This window comes from Methylomonas sp. 2F7, assembly GCF_057126975.1.
Window position 1 is genome coordinate 1,758,692 of sequence record NZ_CP195203.1, and the last position, 19,544, is coordinate 1,778,235.

20 protein-coding genes and 1 tRNA gene are annotated in these 19,544 nt (G+C 48.5%); 11 read left to right on the forward strand and 10 right to left on the reverse strand.

The annotated features are described in order from the left end of the window. Positions 1 to 82 precede the first annotated feature (82 nt). The 8 genes from ACR64Q_RS08045 to nqrM all read left to right on the forward strand — a co-directional run bounded on the left by ACR64Q_RS08045 (position 83) and on the right by nqrM (position 7,193). Positions 83 to 811 (forward strand): metallophosphoesterase, encoded by a 729-nt coding sequence (locus ACR64Q_RS08045; RefSeq protein ID WP_026146838.1) that lies wholly within the window; start codon positions 83 to 85, stop codon positions 809 to 811. Positions 812 to 997: 186 nt separating this feature from the next. Continuing rightward, complete coding sequence (locus ACR64Q_RS08050; protein ID WP_313734226.1) at positions 998 to 2,344, forward strand: Na(+)-translocating NADH-quinone reductase subunit A; 1,347 nt, start codon at positions 998 to 1,000, stop codon at positions 2,342 to 2,344. Next, entirely contained in the window at positions 2,344 to 3,543 is a 1,200-nt protein-coding gene (locus tag ACR64Q_RS08055) for an NADH:ubiquinone reductase (Na(+)-transporting) subunit B (protein ID WP_313734228.1), read from the forward strand. The genes ACR64Q_RS08050 and ACR64Q_RS08055 overlap by 1 nt, the downstream gene beginning before the upstream one ends. After that, complete coding sequence (locus tag ACR64Q_RS08060) at positions 3,536 to 4,399, forward strand: Na(+)-translocating NADH-quinone reductase subunit C (RefSeq protein WP_026600198.1); 864 nt, start codon at positions 3,536 to 3,538, stop codon at positions 4,397 to 4,399. Before ACR64Q_RS08055 ends, ACR64Q_RS08060 begins: the two co-directional genes overlap by 8 nt. Before the next feature lie 9 nt (positions 4,400 to 4,408). Next, positions 4,409 to 5,077: an NADH:ubiquinone reductase (Na(+)-transporting) subunit D gene (locus ACR64Q_RS08065; protein ID WP_020481963.1), complete on the forward strand. Its 669-nt coding sequence runs from the start codon at positions 4,409 to 4,411 to the stop codon at positions 5,075 to 5,077. Continuing rightward, on the forward strand, positions 5,077 to 5,685 hold the full coding sequence (nqrE, locus tag ACR64Q_RS08070; protein WP_020481962.1) for an NADH:ubiquinone reductase (Na(+)-transporting) subunit E: 609 nt from the start codon (positions 5,077 to 5,079) through the stop codon (positions 5,683 to 5,685). The genes ACR64Q_RS08065 and nqrE overlap by 1 nt, the downstream gene beginning before the upstream one ends. Before the next feature lie 10 nt (positions 5,686 to 5,695). Beyond that, a complete protein-coding gene (nqrF, locus tag ACR64Q_RS08075) occupies positions 5,696 to 6,916 on the forward strand; it encodes an NADH:ubiquinone reductase (Na(+)-transporting) subunit F (protein ID WP_020481961.1) in 1,221 nt (406 codons plus the stop codon). 88 nt (positions 6,917 to 7,004) lie between these two features. Continuing rightward, the gene (gene nqrM / locus ACR64Q_RS08080) at positions 7,005 to 7,193 is read left to right on the forward strand and encodes a (Na+)-NQR maturation NqrM (RefSeq protein WP_020481960.1); all 189 of its coding nucleotides are present in this window, start codon (positions 7,005 to 7,007) and stop codon (positions 7,191 to 7,193) included. 35 nt (positions 7,194 to 7,228) lie between these two features. On the opposite strand, the gene ACR64Q_RS08085 is transcribed toward nqrM, so the two are convergent. The 3 genes from ACR64Q_RS08085 to xseA all read right to left on the reverse strand — a co-directional run bounded on the left by ACR64Q_RS08085 (position 7,229) and on the right by xseA (position 9,660). After that, complete coding sequence (locus tag ACR64Q_RS08085) at positions 7,229 to 7,801, reverse strand: alpha-ketoglutarate-dependent dioxygenase AlkB family protein (RefSeq protein WP_313734231.1); 573 nt, start codon at positions 7,799 to 7,801, stop codon at positions 7,229 to 7,231. Further along, the gene (locus tag ACR64Q_RS08090) at positions 7,798 to 8,202 is read right to left on the reverse strand and encodes a bacteriohemerythrin (RefSeq protein WP_026600201.1); all 405 of its coding nucleotides are present in this window, start codon (positions 8,200 to 8,202) and stop codon (positions 7,798 to 7,800) included. Before ACR64Q_RS08090 ends, ACR64Q_RS08085 begins: the two co-directional genes overlap by 4 nt. 114 nt (positions 8,203 to 8,316) lie before the next feature. Continuing rightward, positions 8,317 to 9,660 (reverse strand): exodeoxyribonuclease VII large subunit, encoded by a 1,344-nt coding sequence (gene xseA, locus ACR64Q_RS08095; RefSeq protein WP_313734233.1) that lies wholly within the window; start codon positions 9,658 to 9,660, stop codon positions 8,317 to 8,319. A 158-nt stretch (positions 9,661 to 9,818) separates the two neighbouring features. Between xseA and dmeF the strand changes: the two genes are divergently transcribed. Next, positions 9,819 to 10,832: a CDF family Co(II)/Ni(II) efflux transporter DmeF gene (gene dmeF / locus ACR64Q_RS08100; protein WP_313734235.1), complete on the forward strand. Its 1,014-nt coding sequence runs from the start codon at positions 9,819 to 9,821 to the stop codon at positions 10,830 to 10,832. Here dmeF and ACR64Q_RS08105 read toward each other — a convergent pair. After that, positions 10,795 to 11,454, reverse strand: a complete 660-nt coding sequence (locus tag ACR64Q_RS08105) for a class I SAM-dependent methyltransferase (protein ID WP_313734237.1) — start codon at positions 11,452 to 11,454, stop codon at positions 10,795 to 10,797. The genes dmeF and ACR64Q_RS08105 overlap by 38 nt on opposite strands. 64 nt (positions 11,455 to 11,518) lie before the next feature. Here ACR64Q_RS08105 and ACR64Q_RS08110 point away from each other — a divergent pair. Beyond that, positions 11,519 to 11,595: transfer RNA gene (locus ACR64Q_RS08110), tRNA-Asp, on the forward strand. A gap of 69 nt (positions 11,596 to 11,664) precedes the next feature. On the opposite strand, the gene ACR64Q_RS08115 is transcribed toward ACR64Q_RS08110, so the two are convergent. Beyond that, positions 11,665 to 12,168: an NUDIX hydrolase gene (locus tag ACR64Q_RS08115; protein ID WP_313734239.1), complete on the reverse strand. Its 504-nt coding sequence runs from the start codon at positions 12,166 to 12,168 to the stop codon at positions 11,665 to 11,667. A 68-nt stretch (positions 12,169 to 12,236) separates the two neighbouring features. Here ACR64Q_RS08115 and ACR64Q_RS08120 point away from each other — a divergent pair, with 68 nt between their 5' ends. After that, on the forward strand, positions 12,237 to 12,866 hold the full coding sequence (locus ACR64Q_RS08120; protein ID WP_313734240.1) for a TetR/AcrR family transcriptional regulator: 630 nt from the start codon (positions 12,237 to 12,239) through the stop codon (positions 12,864 to 12,866). On the opposite strand, the gene lplT is transcribed toward ACR64Q_RS08120, so the two are convergent. The 5 genes from lplT to ACR64Q_RS08145 all read right to left on the reverse strand — a co-directional run bounded on the left by lplT (position 12,805) and on the right by ACR64Q_RS08145 (position 19,503). Then, on the reverse strand, positions 12,805 to 13,980 hold the full coding sequence (lplT, locus tag ACR64Q_RS08125; RefSeq protein ID WP_313734242.1) for a lysophospholipid transporter LplT: 1,176 nt from the start codon (positions 13,978 to 13,980) through the stop codon (positions 12,805 to 12,807). The genes ACR64Q_RS08120 and lplT overlap by 62 nt on opposite strands. 46 nt (positions 13,981 to 14,026) lie before the next feature. Continuing rightward, complete coding sequence (locus ACR64Q_RS08130) at positions 14,027 to 16,195, reverse strand: AMP-binding protein (protein ID WP_313734244.1); 2,169 nt, start codon at positions 16,193 to 16,195, stop codon at positions 14,027 to 14,029. Positions 16,196 to 16,396: 201 nt separating this feature from the next. Continuing rightward, positions 16,397 to 17,026, reverse strand: a complete 630-nt coding sequence (locus tag ACR64Q_RS08135; protein ID WP_313734246.1) for a cohesin domain-containing protein — start codon at positions 17,024 to 17,026, stop codon at positions 16,397 to 16,399. 71 nt (positions 17,027 to 17,097) lie between these two features. Further along, positions 17,098 to 18,585, reverse strand: coding sequence for an Ig domain-containing protein (locus ACR64Q_RS08140; RefSeq protein WP_313734247.1), 1,488 nt, complete (start codon positions 18,583 to 18,585; stop codon positions 17,098 to 17,100). 291 nt (positions 18,586 to 18,876) lie between these two features. Then, on the reverse strand, positions 18,877 to 19,503 hold the full coding sequence (locus tag ACR64Q_RS08145; protein WP_313734248.1) for a cytochrome b/b6 domain-containing protein: 627 nt from the start codon (positions 19,501 to 19,503) through the stop codon (positions 18,877 to 18,879). Between the last annotated feature and the right edge of the window lie 41 nt (positions 19,504 to 19,544).

The window sequence follows — 19,544 nt, forward strand, 5'->3', positions numbered from 1 at the left end:
ACTGAAAGTTATCTAAAAATACCAAGTAATTCACTTAGGATATAAATTATACCTCCTTAGTTACAGGACGAAAGAGCAAATTGTGCGGATAAATTACTTTTCTGATGTGCATCTGGAATTTGGCGAGCAGAGTTTGCCGGAAACCGATGCCGATATTGTCGTGGCGGCGGGCGATATTGGCATATTCAAACAAGGTGTCGAATGGTTGAAGTCTATCGGCAAGCCCGTGGTTTATGTGGCGGGTAACCATGAGTTTTATGGTTACGAATATCAACAGACCATCGACATGTTGCGTAGGGAATGTGCGGGCAGTCAAATTCAGTTCTTGGAAAAAGATCAGTTTATCTTCCAGGGCGTGCGCTTTTTGGGTTGCACCTTGTGGACGAATTTGTTTATCGAGGGCGCTGAAAAAGCCGAAGCGCTGGGAAAAACCTTGAATGACTTTCGTAAGGTGTCGTTTACAGGTCAATCATTCGAGCCCAAACACTTTGCCGAACTACACCGGGAATCAAAGTCCTGGTTAGAACAACAGCTCGCCACTCCCTTTGCCGGCAGGACCATTGTGGTCACCCACCATGCGCCGACCGAATGGAGTTGGATCGATTCACCCAACGTACTTAAAAAGCTGGCGTATTGTAATGACTTGAAGCCTTTATTTCACGAGTATGAAATAGCGGCCTGGTTTCACGGTCATGTGCACAATTTGGGTGATTACCGGATAGCGGATGCCCGTATTTTAAGCAATACCCGGGGGTATGTCGGCCGCAAGTATGTCAGCGGTTTTGATATCGATAAAGTGGTTGATATTTGATCGGCATTTCCACTTGCGCCGGGCGCTATCGCGCGGCTTACGGGGCCACAAGCCTTGGGATTTTCCGTTGAGAAAGCCGATAACTTGTGATGTAATGAACATGTTTTGTCTTGAAGTGTCCTTTGGGAGAGATGTTTCTCAATGGGCTTTTTGCTGCAACTAGTCTGGGGAGCAGGCGTATTAACTATGCAATTTAATATAAAGAAAGGTTTGGATTTGCCCATAACAGGCGGCCCCGAACAAAAGATAAGCGATGGTAACAGCATCAAATCGGTTGCTTTGTTAGGTGCCGACTATATTGATCTGAAACCGAAGATGATGGTTGCCGAAGGAGATAAGGTCAAATTAGGACAGGCGCTTTTTTCTGACAAAAAGAATCCTGGCGTTAACTTCGTATCACCCGGCGCGGGTGTGGTCAAAGCTATTAATCGCGGCGATAAACGTGCTTTGTTGTCTGTTGTCATCGAATTGCAGGGAAATCAGCAAGAGTCTTTCGCGAAATACGGCGAAGCAGAGCTGGGCAATTTGACTCAAGAACAAGTCAAGGAAAATTTGCTGGCATCGGGCTTGTGGACTTCGTTCCTGACTCGTCCTTACGGCAAAATCCCAGCTGTTGATTCCTCCCCGAGTTCGATTTTTGTCACAGCCATAGATACTCGTCCGCTTGCGGCCGATCCAGCTGTGATTATCAAGGAGCGCGCCGCGGACTTTGCTAATGGCTTGACTGTGATCTCCAAGTTGACGTCTGGTAAAACCTATCTTTGCAAGGCTTCTGGTACCGATGTGGTTACTAACCAAGCAGTGCAAATAGCCGAGTTTTCCGGTCCGCATCCTGCCGGTTTGCCAAGCACTCACATACACTTCATCGATCCGGTCAATATCCATAAATTTGTTTGGCATATCGATTATCAAGCGGTGATTGCTATCGGCGCTTTGTTTACCAGCGGTAAACTGAATGTTGATCGCGTGGTTTCCTTGGCTGGTCCAACCGTTAAAAACCCCAGGCTGGTGCGTACCCGTGTGGGCGCGAACTTGGATGATTTGGTTGCTGGCGAATTGCAAGATGTTGAAAATCGCGTGATTTCGGGTTCTGTTTTATATGGCCACGAAGCTACCGGATCTGCTGCGTTTTTGAGTGCTTATAGCCTGCAAGTTTCGGCTATCAAAGAAGGTCGCGATCGAGAATTTTTCGGTTGGATCGTCCCGGGTAAAGACAAATACTCGGCGTTGAATGTCTACGTTTCCAGTAAAGATCGTAAAGATAATCGCCTGTTCCCGTTGACCACCGATAAGAACGGCAGTAACCGGGCCATCGTCCCTGTTGGCGTATATGAGTCGGTCATGCCTTTGGATATTTTGGCTACACCTTTGTTAAAAGCGATTGTAGTCGGCGATACGGATACTGCACAGTCTCTTGGTTGTCTGGAATTGAGTGAAGAAGACGTGTCTTTGTTCACCTTTGTCGATCCAGGTAAACACGACTTCGCGCCTGTGCTCAGAGCTAATTTAACTAAAATCGAGAAGGAAGGATAATGTCGGCTAGAGATATTTTAGATAGCATAGAGCCGCATTTTACAAAGGGTGGCAAGTTTGAGAAGTATTACGGTCTCTATGAGATGGTGGATACTTTCATCTATACGCCATCCGATGTAACGCGCGGTAGAACCCACGTTCGTGACGGCAATGACCTGAAACGGACCATGACTTTCGTGGTAATAGCCACGGCGTTTTGTATTTTGATGGCATGGTATAACACCGGCTACCAAGCCAATTTGGCGATGGAAAAAATCGGTGCCACCGAAATCAATAACTGGCGCAGCATTCCAATGGTGCTGTTTGGCTACAACCCATACAACCCTTTTTCGTGCCTAGTGCACGGGATGTTGTATTTTTTCCCGGTTTACATTACGACTTTGGCGGTTGGCGGTATCTGGGAAGTGCTTTTCGCGACTGTGCGTAAACACGAAGTTAATGAAGGCTTCTTGGTGTCTTCGATGCTGTATACCTTGATCCTGCCGCCTGACATACCTTTGTGGCAAGTGGCGCTGGGTATCTCTTTCGGTATCGTGTTGGGTAAAGAAGTTTTCGGTGGTACCGGCAAAAACTTCCTTAATCCCGCACTGACTGGTCGGGCATTCCTGTTCTTCGCTTATCCTGCGTCCATTTCAGGGGATGCGGTCTGGGTTGCCGTGGATGGTTACAGTGGTGCTACTGCGTTGTCTCTCGCTTCTGCTGGCGGCTTGGAAGCGATCAAGGAAAGTTTTAGCTGGATTCAGGCCTTCCTGGGTTTCATTCCCGGTTCCATGGGCGAAACCTCGACTTTGGCTTGTATGCTGGGTGCGGCGTTCCTGCTCTACACGCGTGTCGCTTCGTATCGCATCATGGGCGGTGTATTGATTGGCATGATCGCTATGTCTACTCTGCTGAATATTATCGGAAGTACCACCAACCCAATGTTTGCAATACCTTGGTATTGGCATATGGTGGTCGGTGGTTTTGCGTTCGGTACCGTGTTCATGGCAACCGATCCTGTATCCGCAGCCGTGACCGACACCGGTCGTTGGATTTACGGTGCGATGATTGGCGTGATGATTATCATCATTCGGGTTATCAACCCGGCTTTCCCTGAAGGTGTGATGCTTGCAATTCTTTTCTCAAACATGTTTGCACCATTGATTGATTACTTTGTTGTTCAAGCAAATATTAGAAGAAGGATCAAACGCCATGCTTAACGCCGAGAAAAAAACCTCTAAGTATAACGAGCAGCTCTGCAAGTATTATGAACAGTTCAGAGTTTACGCCGACAGAATCCTGGCTTTAAGTAACGACAGCCTGGAAAAAACCGTCAATGTGGCTTTGGCCTTATGTTTGGTTTGTGCTGTACTGGTGTCTATTGCAACAGTGGCTTTACGGCCTTTGCAAGGCTACAACAAAGCCCTGGACATGAAGAAAAACATTCTTGATGTGGCCGGTTTGTTGGAAGAAGGTACGGATATCGACCAAGCCTTTGCGGAAAGAATCGAAAGCAAGATTGTCGATCTTAAAACCGGCGATTACGTTGACAATATTAACGTCGACGAATACGACCAACGCAAAGCTGCCAAAGACCCGGCGCAGAACGAATTGATTCCGGTCGAGAAAGATATTGCCAGCATCCGTCAAAAAGCCAAATACACCAAAGTATTTTTGGTTAAGAAAGGCGATCAGCTGCAATCCATCATTCTGCCTATCAACGGTTACGGTCTGTGGTCTACCATGTACGGCTTTTTGGCGTTGGAAGCGGATGCGCAAACGGTACAAAGCATCAACCTGTATGACCAAGGGGAAACCCCTGGCCTGGGTGGTGAGGTAGTCAATCCTAATTGGCGTGCGTTGTGGAAAGGCAAGAAAGTCTATTCCGACAAAGGCGAGGTGGCTTTGACGCTGGTTAAAGGCGGTGTGGATTCCAGTCGTCCGGATTCTGTTTACAAAGTGGATGGTTTGGCCGGTGCAACACTGACCAGCCGTGGTGTCAGCAATCTGATCCAGTATTGGATGGGTGCGGAAGGTTTCGCAACCTATCTGAACAAGATTAGAACAAACGGTTAGGGCAAAACAATGGATAAAGAAACTAAAAAAGTATTATTCGAACCGTTGGTCGATAACAACCCAATCACTTTACAGGTGCTTGGCGTGTGTTCGGCGTTGGCGGTAACTTCGCAAATGTCTACTTCATTGATCATGGCTTTGGCCTTGACCTCGGTTACCGCCTGTTCCAGTGCGGCGATCAGTGCGGTGCGGGAACATATACCCAGCAGCATTCGGATTATCGTGCAGATGATCATCATTGCTTCGTTGGTTATTGTGGTAGATCAGTTGCTTAAGGCCTTTGCCTTTGATGTCAGTAAAAAACTGTCAGTATTTGTTGGTTTGATTATTACCAACTGTATCGTCATGGGGCGTGCTGAGGCCTATGCGATGAAAAACCCGCCGCTGCAAAGCTTTGTAGACGGTATCGGTAACGGTTTAGGTTACAGTTTGATTCTGGTCATCGTGGCACTGTTCAGAGAAACTTTGGGATCAGGCAAACTGCTTGGCTTCGATGTATTGCCTCTAGTCAAAGACGGTGGTTGGTATGTGCCTAATGGCATGATGTTGCTGCCGCCTAGCGCGTTTTTCATCATTGGCTTGATTATCTGGGGTTTCCGTACTTGGAAACCGAAACAGGTTGAACACAACGAGTTCAAAATCATGTCGATTGCTCACGGTGAAGGGGGACATCACTAATGGAAGCCTATATCAGTCTTTTTGTTAAAGCGGTTTTCATTGAAAACCTAGCATTATCATTCTTCCTAGGTATGTGTACTTTCTTGGCGGTGTCCAAGAAGATCTCTACTGCCATGGGTTTGGGCATCGCGGTAATGGTGGTGCAAACCCTGACCGTGCCTGCCAATAACTTCATCTACCAAACCTTGTTGAAAGAAGATGCGTTATCTTGGATCGGCATTTCCGGTGTGGATTTAAGCTTTTTAAGCTTGTTGAGCTGTATCGGTATGATCGCTGCGATCGTACAGATCCTGGAAATGATTCTGGATAAATTCTTTCCGGCTCTGTATCAAGCCTTGGGTATCTTCCTGCCGCTGATTACCGTGAACTGTGCGATCTTGGCAGGTAGCTTGTTCATGATTGAACGCGACTACAATTTCGGCGAAAGCGTGGTATATGGTATAGGGAGTGGTTTTGGTTGGGCTTTGGCGATTACCGTCATGGCCGGTGTGCGTGAGAAATTGAAATACAGCGATATACCTGCTGCATTGCAAGGTCTGGGCATCACTTTTATCACTGCCGGCTTGATGTCTCTGGGCTTTATGGCTTTCTCTGGAATTCAATTATAAGGGTATCGTAATGCTGGAAATTGCATTAGGTGTTATTTTCTTCACGGTCATCGTGATAGCGCTGGTGTTTTTAATCATCGGCGCCAAGAGTAAATTGGTGGCCTCCGGGGATGTGGAAATTCTGATCAATCATGAGAAGAAAATCCGTGTACCGGTTGGTTCTAAGTTGTTAACAGCATTGGCGGATAACCAACTGTTTGTCTCCTCAGCTTGCGGCGGTGGCGGCACTTGCGGCCAATGCAAAGTTAAAGTGCATAGCGGCGGTGGCGATATTCTGCCAACCGAGCAATCCCATATCACCAAGCGCGAAGCGGCGCATGGCGAACGGCTGGCTTGCCAAGTGTCCATTAAACAAAATATGGACATCGAAGTTGAAGACAGCGTATTCGGTGTAAAAAAATGGGAATGCACGGTTAAATCGAACGACAACGTTGCCACTTTCATTAAAGAATTGGTGTTGGAGTTGCCGGAAGGCGAAGCTATTAACTACCGTGCCGGCGGTTATATTCAAATCGAATGTCCGCCACATATTTCAAAATATGCGGATATGGATGTTGCCGATGAATACCGTCCTGATTGGGATAAATTCAATCTGTGGCGCTATGTGTCCGATGTAAAAGAACCAACCCTGCGTGCGTACTCAATGGCATCGTATCCTGAGGAAAAGGAAATCATGCTGAACGTCAGGATTGCCACGCCGCCGCCAGGAGCGCCGGATGGGATCCCGCCAGGTATAATGTCTTCCTTTATCTTCAATCTGAAACCAGGTGATAAAGTGTTCGTTTCCGGTCCGTATGGCGAATTCTTTGCCAAAGAAACTGATGCGGAAATGGTATTTATCGGTGGTGGTGCGGGTATGGCGCCGATGCGTTCGCATATCTTCGATCAATTACGCAGACTGAAATCCAAGCGTAAAATGACTTTCTGGTATGGTGCACGTAGCAAACGCGAAATGTTCTATGTTGAAGATTTCGATATGCTGGCCAAAGAGAATGATAATTTTGAATGGCATGTGGCATTGTCGGATGCGTTACCTGAAGATAACTGGAAAGGTTACACCGGCTTTATTCATAACGTGTTGTTCGAGGAGTTCATCAAGAAACACCCGAACCCAGAAGATTGTGAATATTACATGTGCGGACCTCCAATCATGAACTCTTCAGTGATCAACATGCTGTTAGCTAATGGCGTTGATCCTGAAAATATCATGTTGGATGATTTCGGCGGCTAATTTAAATTTATCTGACGCGAACAATGGGGAGCGATTTTCGGATCGTTCCTTTTTTGCTTTCAGCCTTTAGAAAAAACGGGAGAAAACAATGGGTTATTTTTTAGTAACATTTTTATTTATGTTGATCGTTATTGCCGTCATGGCCGTCGGTGTGGTTTTCGGCAGGAACGCTATCAAAGGGTCTTGCGGCGGCACCGGTAACTGCGTCTGTAGCGAGAAATGCGATAAAAGAAAGAAATTTGAAGCCGAGCAAGCCCAAGCGTTGGAGCAACATTAAGACTTGTCGTCCAAAGCAAGTGAAGTCAAAACAAGCTATTTGGGCGCGAGGACTTTCCGAAATGTTAAGTTTATGCGTCCTTGAGATAGTTGCGGATCGATAGGAATGCTATGCAGCCAGTGATGTTGAAAGTCGGGCTGCATGATCAATAGCATTCCACTAGTGAGTAAAATAATGCCGCTTTCCGCGGTTTTTTTATGCCGAAATGCAAATTGCCGGGTCGCGCCAAACGTCAATGACGCGATAAAAGGTTGTGCTCCCAACTCCGCTTCGTTATCCGCATGCCAACCCACATAATCCTCGCCGTTTCGATACAAGTTCACCAAAACGGAGTTAAACGAAAAGTTTAAGCAGCGTTCGACTTTTTGCCGTATATCCGACAGCAACGGAGTCCAAGGCCGAGTTTGCAATAGATTATTGCTGTAGCTATAACTTATCCCCGGGTCCGCATGCCAGGTTTGTAGACGAGGTAGCGTAAATTCTCGACCGGCAACGCTGTAACAATTGTCGGGCCAGTTCTGTTCTTGCAGCAAACGCCGATAAATGCTTTCGCTTTCGGCCGCATCGTAAAAATGTTCGATTACTCTAAGTTCCTTATTGGCAGTCATTCGCCAGGCAACTCTTGTTGCATTTTTATATGCGCGGATAAAGCACTGTCCATCGTTGTAACGTGCAGCACAAACCACTGCGGCAGACGCTCTCTGACAAATGAACGACCAAATGTGATAAGACCTTTGTCTATGCGGGTTTTAAACTGTTTGAATTCGCCCAAAACGCGTTGATGTTCTCCTTTGTGTTCAGTTTCCGCCGGAAATCCGCATTGCGCCATTAACCGATTTTCCGATTCAAAATGTTCTTCGGTGTGTTGATACAATTGCGCAAACAATTCGGGAAAGTCGGTGTTATTCGCCTTATCCAATTGATTTATCAGATCAATAAATATGCCGTGATCATGATCGATGTGAGCATAACCAACACTCAGGGGAATGGTTTTGTCGAATATTGTCATATGAACACTAGTGTGATTTTTAAACTAATACAAATAAGCATGTTTTATGCCCGGTAATTGCCAATGACAAACTGGGTGGATGATCGTCGGTGGCAACTAAAGCGCAGGCAAGATTTAATCGGGTATTACCTTATCAACTCTACTGACGATGTGACCATCGGCCATTCTGATATCGAGCAGTTCAAGCTTGGCTAACTGTTTAACCGACTTAACTAGCTGGGAGCTTTCGTGTCGCTGCACTATAGCGTAACCGCGTTCCAGCGTTGCCAGTGGGCTGATCGCATGTAAGGTTTGTGCCGTCGCGTGTTGCCGGTTTTTCAATGCCGTCAGTTTAATTTGCATGCAACGGCTTAATCGTTGTTGGAAGTAATCAAGCTGGAGCCGATAGCCGTGAATTGATGCCAACGGCTGCTGACTGTTCAGACGCTGTGTGTTTAACGCCAGGCGCTGGCGGCGCAGTTTCAAGCCGGCTTGTGTTGCGCGATTCAAGCGTTGTTCCAATTCGTCCAGACGCTGTGTATTACGTTGTAGTTTTTCGCCTGGATGTTGGGTTTGTAGGGCTTTGTTTAGCCAGGTTAAATGCAACTGCTGCTGCTGTAATTTATCCTGTATCTGCCGAGTAAGTTGGCGCTCGATTGCTGCAAAGTGGTTAAGCCACGCGGATTGGTCCGGCACAGCACATTCGGCCGCCGCCGATGGTGTCGGTGCGCGCAAATCGGCGACGAAATCGGCTATGCTGAAATCCACCTCGTGGCCTACTGCTGAAATCACTGGAATTTCGCTGGCAGCTACTGCCCGGGCGACGATTTCTTCGTTAAAGGCCCACAAGTCTTCCAGCGAACCGCCGCCGCGCGCCAGGATGATTACATCTACCAAGTCTTGTTTATTTGCTGTTTCCAGTGCCGCGCAGATTTCAAATTTGGCACTCTCGCCCTGCACGGCCACCGGATAGATCAACACCGGGATGGCTGGGAAGCGCCGTTTCAAAACGCTGAGAATGTCGTGAATAGCCGCGCCGCTGGCCGAGGTGATGACACCTATTTGCTTTGGCAATTGCGGTATCGGTTTCTTGCGGTTTTGCTCGAACAAGCCTTCAAGCAATAGTTTTTGCTTCAGGCGTTCGTAAGCCAGTCGTAATGCACCGTCACCGGCTTCTTCCAGCTGTTCCACCACCAGTTGGTAATCGCCGCGCGGTTCGTACAAACTGACTTGGGCGGTGGCGACAACCAGATTGCCGTTGGCCGGTTTGAAGCGCAGCCGCTGCTGCTGGCCTTTGAACATGGCGCAGCGAATCTGGGCTTGCGAGTCTTTCAACGTAAAGTAGTAATGGCCGGATGAGGGTAGGCTGAGATTGGAAATCTCGCCTTGTACCTGCACGGTCAAGAAGTGGCCGGCCAGCAAACGTTTGGCTTCGCGGTTTAGCTGGGATACGCTGAAGATGTGTTCGGAATTACTCATCGAATACTTGAGAGTGAAGGGCGAATAGTTTCAAAATCCTATTTTACGGCGGTTTGCCGCAAACACCAGGCGCTTTTACTTTGCGGAAGTGTTTCCGGGTAAGCTGCGCTAGAATGGTGCTTGGATGAACGTTTCGGCTTTGGAGAAAGGAACTACGGATGCATGAACATCAATTAAGTAACTGGCAACATTCGCACGATTTCGCGCGGATCAATCGCAAAGGCGAGCGGCGTACCAAATGGGTGTTGCTTCTGACGTTTGCGACGATGATTGTGGAAATCGTCGCCGGCATGCAGTTTCATTCGATGGCTCTGCTGGCAGACGGTTGGCACATGGCCACACATGTGGTGGCTTTTATGATTGCAATCTTCGCCTATCGTTACAGCCGTATCCACCAGTATGACCAAACCTTCGCGTTTAGTCCCGCCAAAGTTGGCGTGTTGGGCGGATTTGCCAGTTCTATAGCCCTGGCGATGGTAGCCTTGGTGATGATTGCCGACTCGGTACAAAGGCTGCTAATGCCGGAAATCATTCGCTTTGACGAGGCGATTTTAGTAGCGCAAGTGGGTTTGTTGATCAATCTGTTAAGCGCGCTGTTATTACGAGACCATCACGATCATCACCATGGACACGGGCATAATTCTCACCATGACCATGACCATGACCATGACCATGACCATGACCATGACCATCACGATGACAATGAGCACGATCATGGTCCCCATCATCAGGATCACAATCTACGGGCTGCGTATCTGCATGTAATGGCCGATGCGTTAACTTCGGTATTAGCCATCGTCGCTTTGGTTGCCGGCAAATATTACGGCTGGGTGTGGCTGGACACGGTGATGGGTTTCGTCGGTGCGACAGTGATTCTGGTCTGGGCTTACGGTTTAATCAAAGAAACTAGTCCGGTGTTGCTGGACCAAACCATGAACCCTAAATATACCCAAGCCATACAAGCCGTGCTGGAGGAAGACGGCGAATGCCGTGTCAGCGATCTGCATGTCTGGCCCGTTAGTGCGAATCATTACGCGGCAATCGTAGTTTTGGTTTCGCAGCAGCCAAAATCACCCAGTTATTACAAGACGCTGTTGGTCAAATTCGCGCAACTCGACCACATTACAGTGGAGGTCAACCGTTGTAATGGTCAGGATTGCGTTGCAGAATAATCGCGTCGTTGCCGATGAATTCAATTTGGCAGTGGTAATGCGCCGCTAACCAACGAAATGTTGGCCGCGAAAAAAAAGCGATGTGGGTTTGATCGTTTTTGTAATGCCATTTGGCAAAGGCTTCGGCATCGATGACCAATTTGGTCATAATGCCCAGCCAGCCGCCGGGTTTCAATAACTCAAATAGTGCGTCGAATTCGCGTTTTGGCGCACGAAAATGCTCTACCACCTCGGTGCAGACGATAAAGTCGTAGGTTTGGTGCAGGTGCTCAGGAAAGTCCGCATAGAATGGGTCGTAGACACTTATTCGATGACCTTGGGCTTTTAAGAGATTTGCGAGCGCCGGGCCGGGGCCGCAGCCGTAGTCAAGGCCTTCAGAATTGTTAGGCAATCTTTCCAGCAGAGGCTTCGCCAAGCGCGATAGAAATTCAATGTAGCCCGGATCGTCGATGGCGTTTTGATGCAGATCATAAATAGCCTTTTCCTGGCTTGGCGATAAATGCTGTGTGCAATCGACATATACCAGTAAGCAATTCTGGCAACGCTTGCAATCGCGTTGGGAGTCACTGTGAAAATGATGGGTATTGAGACTATTACAGAGTGGGCAGGATAGTGCCGGCATAATTAATTTGGGCTTTTGCTTGACGCGTGGGTGATATGCTGTAGAATGCGCCGCTCTCTACTGCGGAGCGGTAGTTCAGTTGGTTAGAATACCGGCCTGTCACGCCGGGGGTCGCGGGTTCGAGCCCCGTCCGCTCCGCCACTTTCTTGTTTTACCCGCATTTTCATTTCATCGCTGAAGTGGCATTCATCATTAATATCGGCATACATTTTAGTTTGCGATATCCCTAAACTGTTGCCAGATAATTTTGAAAGTAAGCGTCAAGGTCGGATCATTAGCGGCTACTCGCTCGTCCAAGATAACTTGATCCACCCAGCAACCTTCTTCGATTTCATCAGTCGCCAGATCAAACGGTCCGTCATGCCGGCAGCGGTAGACCTGGATAAATTCCATACCTAAATCGGTGCTAGGCGCGAGTTTGAATAAGGCTTCCAGACTCTCGACAGATACGCCCAATTCCTCCTGTAATTCACGTGGCGCACAAATGGCATAGCTTTCGCCAGCGTCGACATGGCCGGCAGCCGAGGTGTCCCATAAGCCTTTGTTCAAGTCTTTTTTCATCGAGCGCTTTTGCAGAAATAACTGGCCTGCATGGTTGAAAACCAGAATATGCACAGCCCGATGGCGCAATCTGTTGGCGTGAATGACCGATCTTGGTTGTTGGGCAATAACTGTATCGTCTATATCGACGACATCGAGAAGTTCGTTGTGCATGTAAACTATCGATTCCTGAGGCAAGGTCGTGTATGGTAGCTGCTTTTAGTGCATGCCGCAGAGAACATATGGCAAGAAGAAGCGAACATAGTCAGGAACAAATTAAGGAAATGGTGTTGGTCGCCGCAGAAACCATCGTCATAGAGGACGGATATAGCGCTCTGACAGTGCGTAAAATCGCGATGGAAATTGGCTATACCGTGGGCAGCATTTATATGGTGTTTGCCAATATGAACGATTTGCTGACCCACGTCAAAGGCCGGACACTGGACGAGTTGGCTAAACAATTGCTCCACTGTGTACCGTCCGCCAGCGTCGAGGAAAATATTCTGATCTTGGCGGAAACCTATCTAAATTTTGCCGCCCAGCATTTCAATCGCTGGCGAATGATATTCGATATCCAGAGTGAGGAGCCTCAGCCTGACTGGTATCTACAAAAAGTGGAGCAGATGTTTGCCATTGTCGAGGTGTTGTTTATACAGCTTACGCCAAGTAGCTCGTCCGAGCAAAGCCGGCTGGCTGCCAGAACCTTGTGGAGCGGCGTGCATGGGATCTGTATTTTGTCGCTAACCGCCAAACCGCAAGTCAGCGATATTGAAGCATCCAAGCTAAGCGTTGATTTGTTAGTGAAAACCTTTATTCAAGGCTGGAAGGCGCTTGCTCCACTTCAGGTAAATGCCAAACCACCAGAAAAGTAGCCGCCAGCAGCAGCAAACCCAGGCCGATTAGAGCGGCAATTGGCGTTACATGTTCGGCAGCAGCCAGGGTATAGCCGCCGACCGACAATAACATTGCCACATTCTGGAAAAAATTCTGCATCGCTACCGCGCCGCCGCTGCCTATGCTTTGTTGACCAAGGTCCTGAAGTGCCGCATTGATCGGTACGATAAACATGCCGCCGGCCATACCCATTAAAAACAACACAAAACGCGCCGGCCAAACCGCCTCGGTAAAACTCAGGGCGATGATAAAGATGCTCATCAAATAGGCCGGGATTCGGGCGCGGCGCAAATGTTCCAGCGGAATCAAGTGCGGGACCAGGACCGAACCGGCGATGATACCAATAGCCAAAAACAGCGTCAGATTGGCTATGTCGCTGGCATTATGCGTCATCAACACCAACGGCGCCCAGGCGATGATTATGACCCGCACGCTGGCAGCGGCCGCCCAGAATAAGGACGCGCCCAGCACCGCGAACCGTGAGCGCGGCATCGCCAGAAAAGTTTTAACTTCCAAGTAGAACAGCCTGACTTTCGAGCCGGATGGTGGCGTTTTACGCAAACCAATCGGCAAGAATAGGGTGGTTGCTGCGGAAATCAAAAACAAGACTATTGTGGCAATCAAGGCCCAAGTGGTGGAATGATCGGCCAGTTTGGCCCCGACCACCATGCCAGTTAATATAGCCAGAATTGTCGAACCTTCTATCCAGCTATTGGCTTTGACCAGGCCGTCGTGGCCTGCCAGTTCCGGCAAAATCCCATACTTGGCGGGACTGTATAAGGCAGCGCCGACACCGACCAGACAATAAGCCAATAGAGGCTCGACGTGAAATAACAACAAGCCGGCACCGCAAGCCTTGATCAGATTGGCGACAATCAACACCCTCGATTTAGCATGGTTGTCGGCGAATCCTCCCACCCAGGGAGCCAAGACCACGAAGGCCACAAGAAATACGCTTTGCAATGCCGGCACGTACCAGCTAACCGGGTGCGCGTCCTGCATTACCATGGCGATGACAGTAAATAAAATGGCGTTGTCGGCAAATGCGGAAAGGAATTGCGCGACAAGTAGGGGATAGATATGTTTGCTCATGGCGTTAAAGGGTAGTTAAGTTAGGCAAGACAGATGTTGGCCGCTGTCAATCAGACTCGACGTTGCCGCCTTCCAGCAATCGCGCTGCTAAGGCGGTAGCCCCTGGATAATCCGTTTTTCCGGTCGCCAATACCGGCAGCTTATCCAGCACAAACACTTTCTTAGGCAGATTGATGGTAGCCACACCTGTCGAGGCTTCGGCCAACTGTTTGGCGCCGGCATCGCGGCGCGTGGTCAGCAATACGAGTTGCTCGCCTTTTTTTGGATCGGGCAAACTGACGACTACGTGTTGCGCATCCGGCCAGGCGTTGATGGCCAACTGCTCGACAGCGGTCAGTGAGACCATTTCCCCGCCGATTTTTGCGAAACGTTTGCTACGGCCGCGTATATGAATAAAACCCTCGTCGTCGACATGCACAATATCGCCGGTATCGTACCAGCCTTCGCCATACGCGGCCGAGCAGGGAGGGACTAATACGCCGGGATTGTCCGGTAATAGATAACCTTTCATGATGTTAGGGCCGGCGACATGCAATTTACCGGCATTTTCAATACCGGGTATCGGCTCCAGCTTATGCAGCATATCCGGCATGAAGCGGCCGACGCTGCCGGCTTTGTAGTCCATTGGCGTATTCACCGAAGTTACCGGCGAGGTTTCCGTTGCACCGTAGCCTTCCAGAATTCGGATACCGAATTTGTCTAGCCAAGTGGTGCGCGTGCTTTCCTGCAATTTTTCCGCACCGGCTACCACGTAACGCAGGGAGAAAAAGTCGTAAGGGTGGGCCTTTTTAGCATAAGCGGCCAGAAAGGTATTGGTGCCGAACATGATGGTCGCACCCACTTCATACGCCATTTCCGGTATCACTGCGTAATGTAAAGGTGATGGGTAGAAGAAACTGGTCATGCCGTTCAATACCGCCATCATGGTGCCAACGCTAAAACCGAAAGAATGGAACATCGGCAAAAAGTTTAGTACCACGTCGCCTGGTCCGAAATCGATGCGCGACCTGATTTGCTTGTGATTGGCTAATATGTTGGCGTGCGATAGAACAACGCCTTTGGGTAAGCCCTCCGAGCCGGACGTAAACAGCACGACCGCTGCTTCGTCGGCGTCATAGTCGTGGCTCTTGTACCAAATTGCCGCGGTTTTAGCCTTTAACCAGCCGAGTAACTTATCCAAACTGGTTAATGATGTCGCCAGATCTTCTAGATAAACCAGTTTGACATGTTGTGCCAATAGGGCCGCTTCATCCTCGAGATGCGCCAGTTCGATGAACTTGCGCGAAGTCAACACCGTGTTGACTTGCCCGGTACAGCAGGCCGCTGCCATGCCATTTGCACCGATGGAATAATTCAACATGGCCGGTACTCGTTGATAAATCTGTAAGCCCAGAACTACATTCAGTGTCTTGCAGCTATTTGGTAGTAACACACCAACATTCTCGCCTGTTTGGGTAATTGCGCTAATTAGTTTTCCAACGATTAGACTACGTGTGATCAATGCGTCGTAGCTTAAAGGTTTACGTTCAAGATCCTCGGCAACGGTGTAGCTACCACCATACAATCTGCGAGCTTCCAGCAATGCCGAAAAGATGGTTTGTTGGTAATGGCTGGTGGCGAACATCATTTCGGTCATGATGTCGGCCAGGATGTGACCGCTATGTTTGCGGCGGGCTTTACCGGTCACGTCACCGTGCGTTTCTATCAGCGTGGGCGGCTGGATATGAATGGCGATGCGTGGAAGCCAGTGTTTGCGCAAGATTCCGCCCATTCTGGAAAAGCGGCTAAATTCGGCACCTTCAATTCGAACAGGCAGTATCGTCGCCCCCGACTTGTCGGCAACCATGCCGGTGCCATCATAGATTTTCATCAAGGAACCGGTGACCGTGATGCGGCCCTCCGGAAAAATCACGGTTTTTGTGTCGCTTTGTAAATGATGAATCAACGCTTTTAATGACAGGGGATGCGTCGGATCCATGGGAAAGACTTTGGATAACCGCAAGAATGGTTTTAGCCACCAGCGTTCGGAGATTTGGGTATTGATCGCAAAGGTGATGTCGTCCGGTAAAAATACGCCGAGTAACAATGGATCGAGAAACGAGGTGTGATTGGCGACGATCAAGACGCGGTTGCCGGCTTTGGCATAATTATCAAGCCCGTGGACTTTCACTCGATAGACTAGCGTCAACAGCCAGCGTAAAACAACTTTTAACATAGTATTCCTCCCGTAAGCGCATATTAGCAGACAGATTGCGATTTGCCGGGAGGCACTATAAACATAAATTAAACTGTGTTCAATTCAAATTTTTCATTCCGAAAACACAAATAAAAAAGCCATCTCTCTCGAGATGGCTTTTGTGGGTTTATAACGCAATCGGAAACTATCGATAAAAGACTGCGCAGCCTTCCTTAGCCCCTATGCCGCAATTTTTCTTGTGCCTTTGCGAGCGCCAAATACCGCTAACAAACCCGGAACAAACAAAAATATCGAGGCTGGCAAGGGCACTGCTGCCGGTACGGCAGTGACCTTAACGTTCCCGCCTTGCGCTGTCCCGCCGATTGATGTGCCGTCGAAAGTATAAATTTCTGATGAAGCGCTGAAATTGATTAAGTAAGCAGTATTAATCGCGCTAACTGTAAGTGCTTTGAACGTTATGGTGCCCAATAAAGTTGGCCCGGTTATATTCAAGCCTGTGTTTGCAGAACTTGTGGGGGATAAATCTTCAGCAAAGTGAATGGAACCCGAACCACCTATGCCAGGTGTAATGGTGTTAATAAATACTGCCGAATCGTCGGTGCCAAAAATACTGGTGCTAGTTAGGGACTGCGCCGACAGATTGTTACTGTTGTATGTCAAGGTCAGATCGAAAGCACCAAAATCAGCTAAACCATCGACATAGATATTGGCATCAAAAAATGAGCCTACAGTAGTGGTATAGATATTCGAATTATTTGGAAATTTGAGACTTAAAGTGGTCGCTTCGGCAGTATGGAAAAAACCAGCGGCAGCTAATGCCAGCAATCTAATAAATAAATTTTTGTTCATAACGATTCCGTAGATTTGTGGTCTGTCGGGGCCTGCACCCCGACATCATGCTTAAAAAATTGAAACAGCACTTATGGTGTTGGAGTAACCAAAGCACATTTTGGTAAAGTGCAAAGCGTCGCTGCTTTTCTGTGGTCGGCGAGATTGACTCTTAAATCGCCATTCACATCGGATGGGTCACCTGCGCTAACTACTTGGCCGTATTTAGCTTTGATGGTATTCAAATCATTCAAATCAATGTCGTTATCGCGATCGGTATCGCCAGGGCCGGTTACCTTTACGGTATAGGCTTTAGAAGCCGCGGTGCCATCGGTATCACTTGCGGATACGGTAAAATTAAACACACCCACTTTTGACGGCACACCGGATAACAAGCCGGTGTCCGAATCGATTGCCAACCCGTTAGGTAACGCACCTGTAGTAACGTTTACAACGTAGGGTGTATTACCGCCGTTAGCGACAGGCCGTTGTGGAAATAGCTCATTGACACTGCCGTTTTGCAACGCATCGACCATGCTGAACGGTGTGGCAGCCAAAAACTCTGTCATTTGCGCGCCCAGATATTCACCGACGACGGCTACCGTGCTGCAATCAAAACTTTGAGTTTCGCCAAAAGCGTTTGTTACGTCCACGACGTCTAAGCCGGAGACGCCGTCCGCACCGACTGCGTCACACATGGCTTCGCCTTTTTCACCGTCTATCGAGGCAGCGGGACCCGCATAGGCATAAAACTCATAGCGGCGGGTAATGACTTTGTCACCATTTTCGCCCATATCCTCGGCTTTGCCGGTTAACTCAGTCTTCTTGCTGCTGGCGCCGTTCCGTGTTTGTAATAAATGCCATTCCGACTCAACTTCGTCAGGTTCGCCGTTGGTCCAGTCAGGGAGGCTGTCGCCATCATGGTCATCGCTGATCAGATCGCCCAAGGCCAAAGGCCGGGTTTTATGTGTTTTGGTTTTGATGACCTTAACCCAGCTAGGTTCGCCAAATTCTTTAACCACGGGTTGCGGCACGACGGGGGCGGGAATAGTCGCAACGACTTGTGCAGGAATGCCGACGATTGGGGGAGTAAAATCAAAAACGGGCGTGCTGATAAGTAGCGATGGACCGACAACGACTTTGCCGCTGGCGTCTTTGACTAGCCAGTTGTACTTAACTGCACTGTAAGGATTGGTGTTTCCATAAGCAAAATGCACACCAAAATGCTCGCAACCAACGTTTTGAGCCAAGTTATAGCAAGACGGGGCGCTATTAGGAGGTAAAAAATTAGTGAAGCCAGTTTGAAAGCCGCTGGCTACCGGTTGTTCATAACGAACAAACGTTTTTGGATGCGCCGGGTCGGTAAGGTCTTCACGTATTTTTCCGTAACCATAGTGATTACCTGGGTAAGTGCTGATGACGTCTTTGCTGTGACAATCGTCTAATTCTATTTCGATACCGTATACGATTTCGCCGGTGCGGTTCATCGCATCAAAATTGCCTAAAGAGCCCCTGATGTTGCTCGCCTCGGCGGCAGAGCCAAGCGCTAGCAATGGCAATAAGAGAGTCATCTTTTTCATAGTGTGTTCCCTGTTGATTAGTGGTGTGTAAACTGACCTTAACTAGCAATGAAACTGGCGGCGTACTAATCAACTAAATCAAAGTAAATTCCCGGTTTTAATAAGCCCAAATAATGCCGTATGGGGATCCAAAAAAAATCGGGAGTTAAAATAGTTTTGCCGCGAGGCATGTAGTGAGTTGCCTAATTCGGAAAGCAGATTTCAGACTGTCAGGCAACTTAAAGTCGGGAATTTATAACAGCGGAAAATGAATTTAAAATTAAAATTGCGTCAATTATCACGTTTCTATTGTCATTCCTTTGACTTTTTTCCGGTGAGCATAGCTTTAGCCAGGTTCTCTCGGTGGAATTTGCTGGAGATAATGACACCGGCTATATGCAGGGCAATTAATACCAGCATAAAATTCGTGGCACCTTCATGAATCTCTTCCCAAAATTCTTCGTCTTGGCTTTCCATCTCTGCTTTTCCATCATCGTCGTCGTCTTCCGCATGGGCTGCGCTAATCAAAGTTAGCGTTGTCGGATTGGCAGCCAGAGGGCCTCGGCCTTCTTCTATCGCATACACTTTTAAGCCGCTGACAGTCACAACCAGCAGCGTAGAGAGCAATGCCATGACCATCCAGCCGCCCAAAGGATTGTGACCGACATAATGTTTCGCGGAACCTGCGCGCAGTTCGCGTATATAGCGGTAAACATTCCCGGGAGAACGGACAAAATCGCTAAAGCGGGCATGGCGGCTGCCGATTATTCCCCACAGAATGCGGAAGATAATCAGACCCAAAACCGTATAGCCGGCGTAAATATGCCAAGCGTTTTCTTCCTCGCTGGTGAAATAGGCGACAGTAAAGGCAAGGACCAACGACCAGTGAAAAATACGGATAAAAATGTCCCAGACCGCTACGGTGTTTTCGTTATTCATGTTGTTTACCTCGGCATGCTTAGTTGCGGATATAGCTAGTG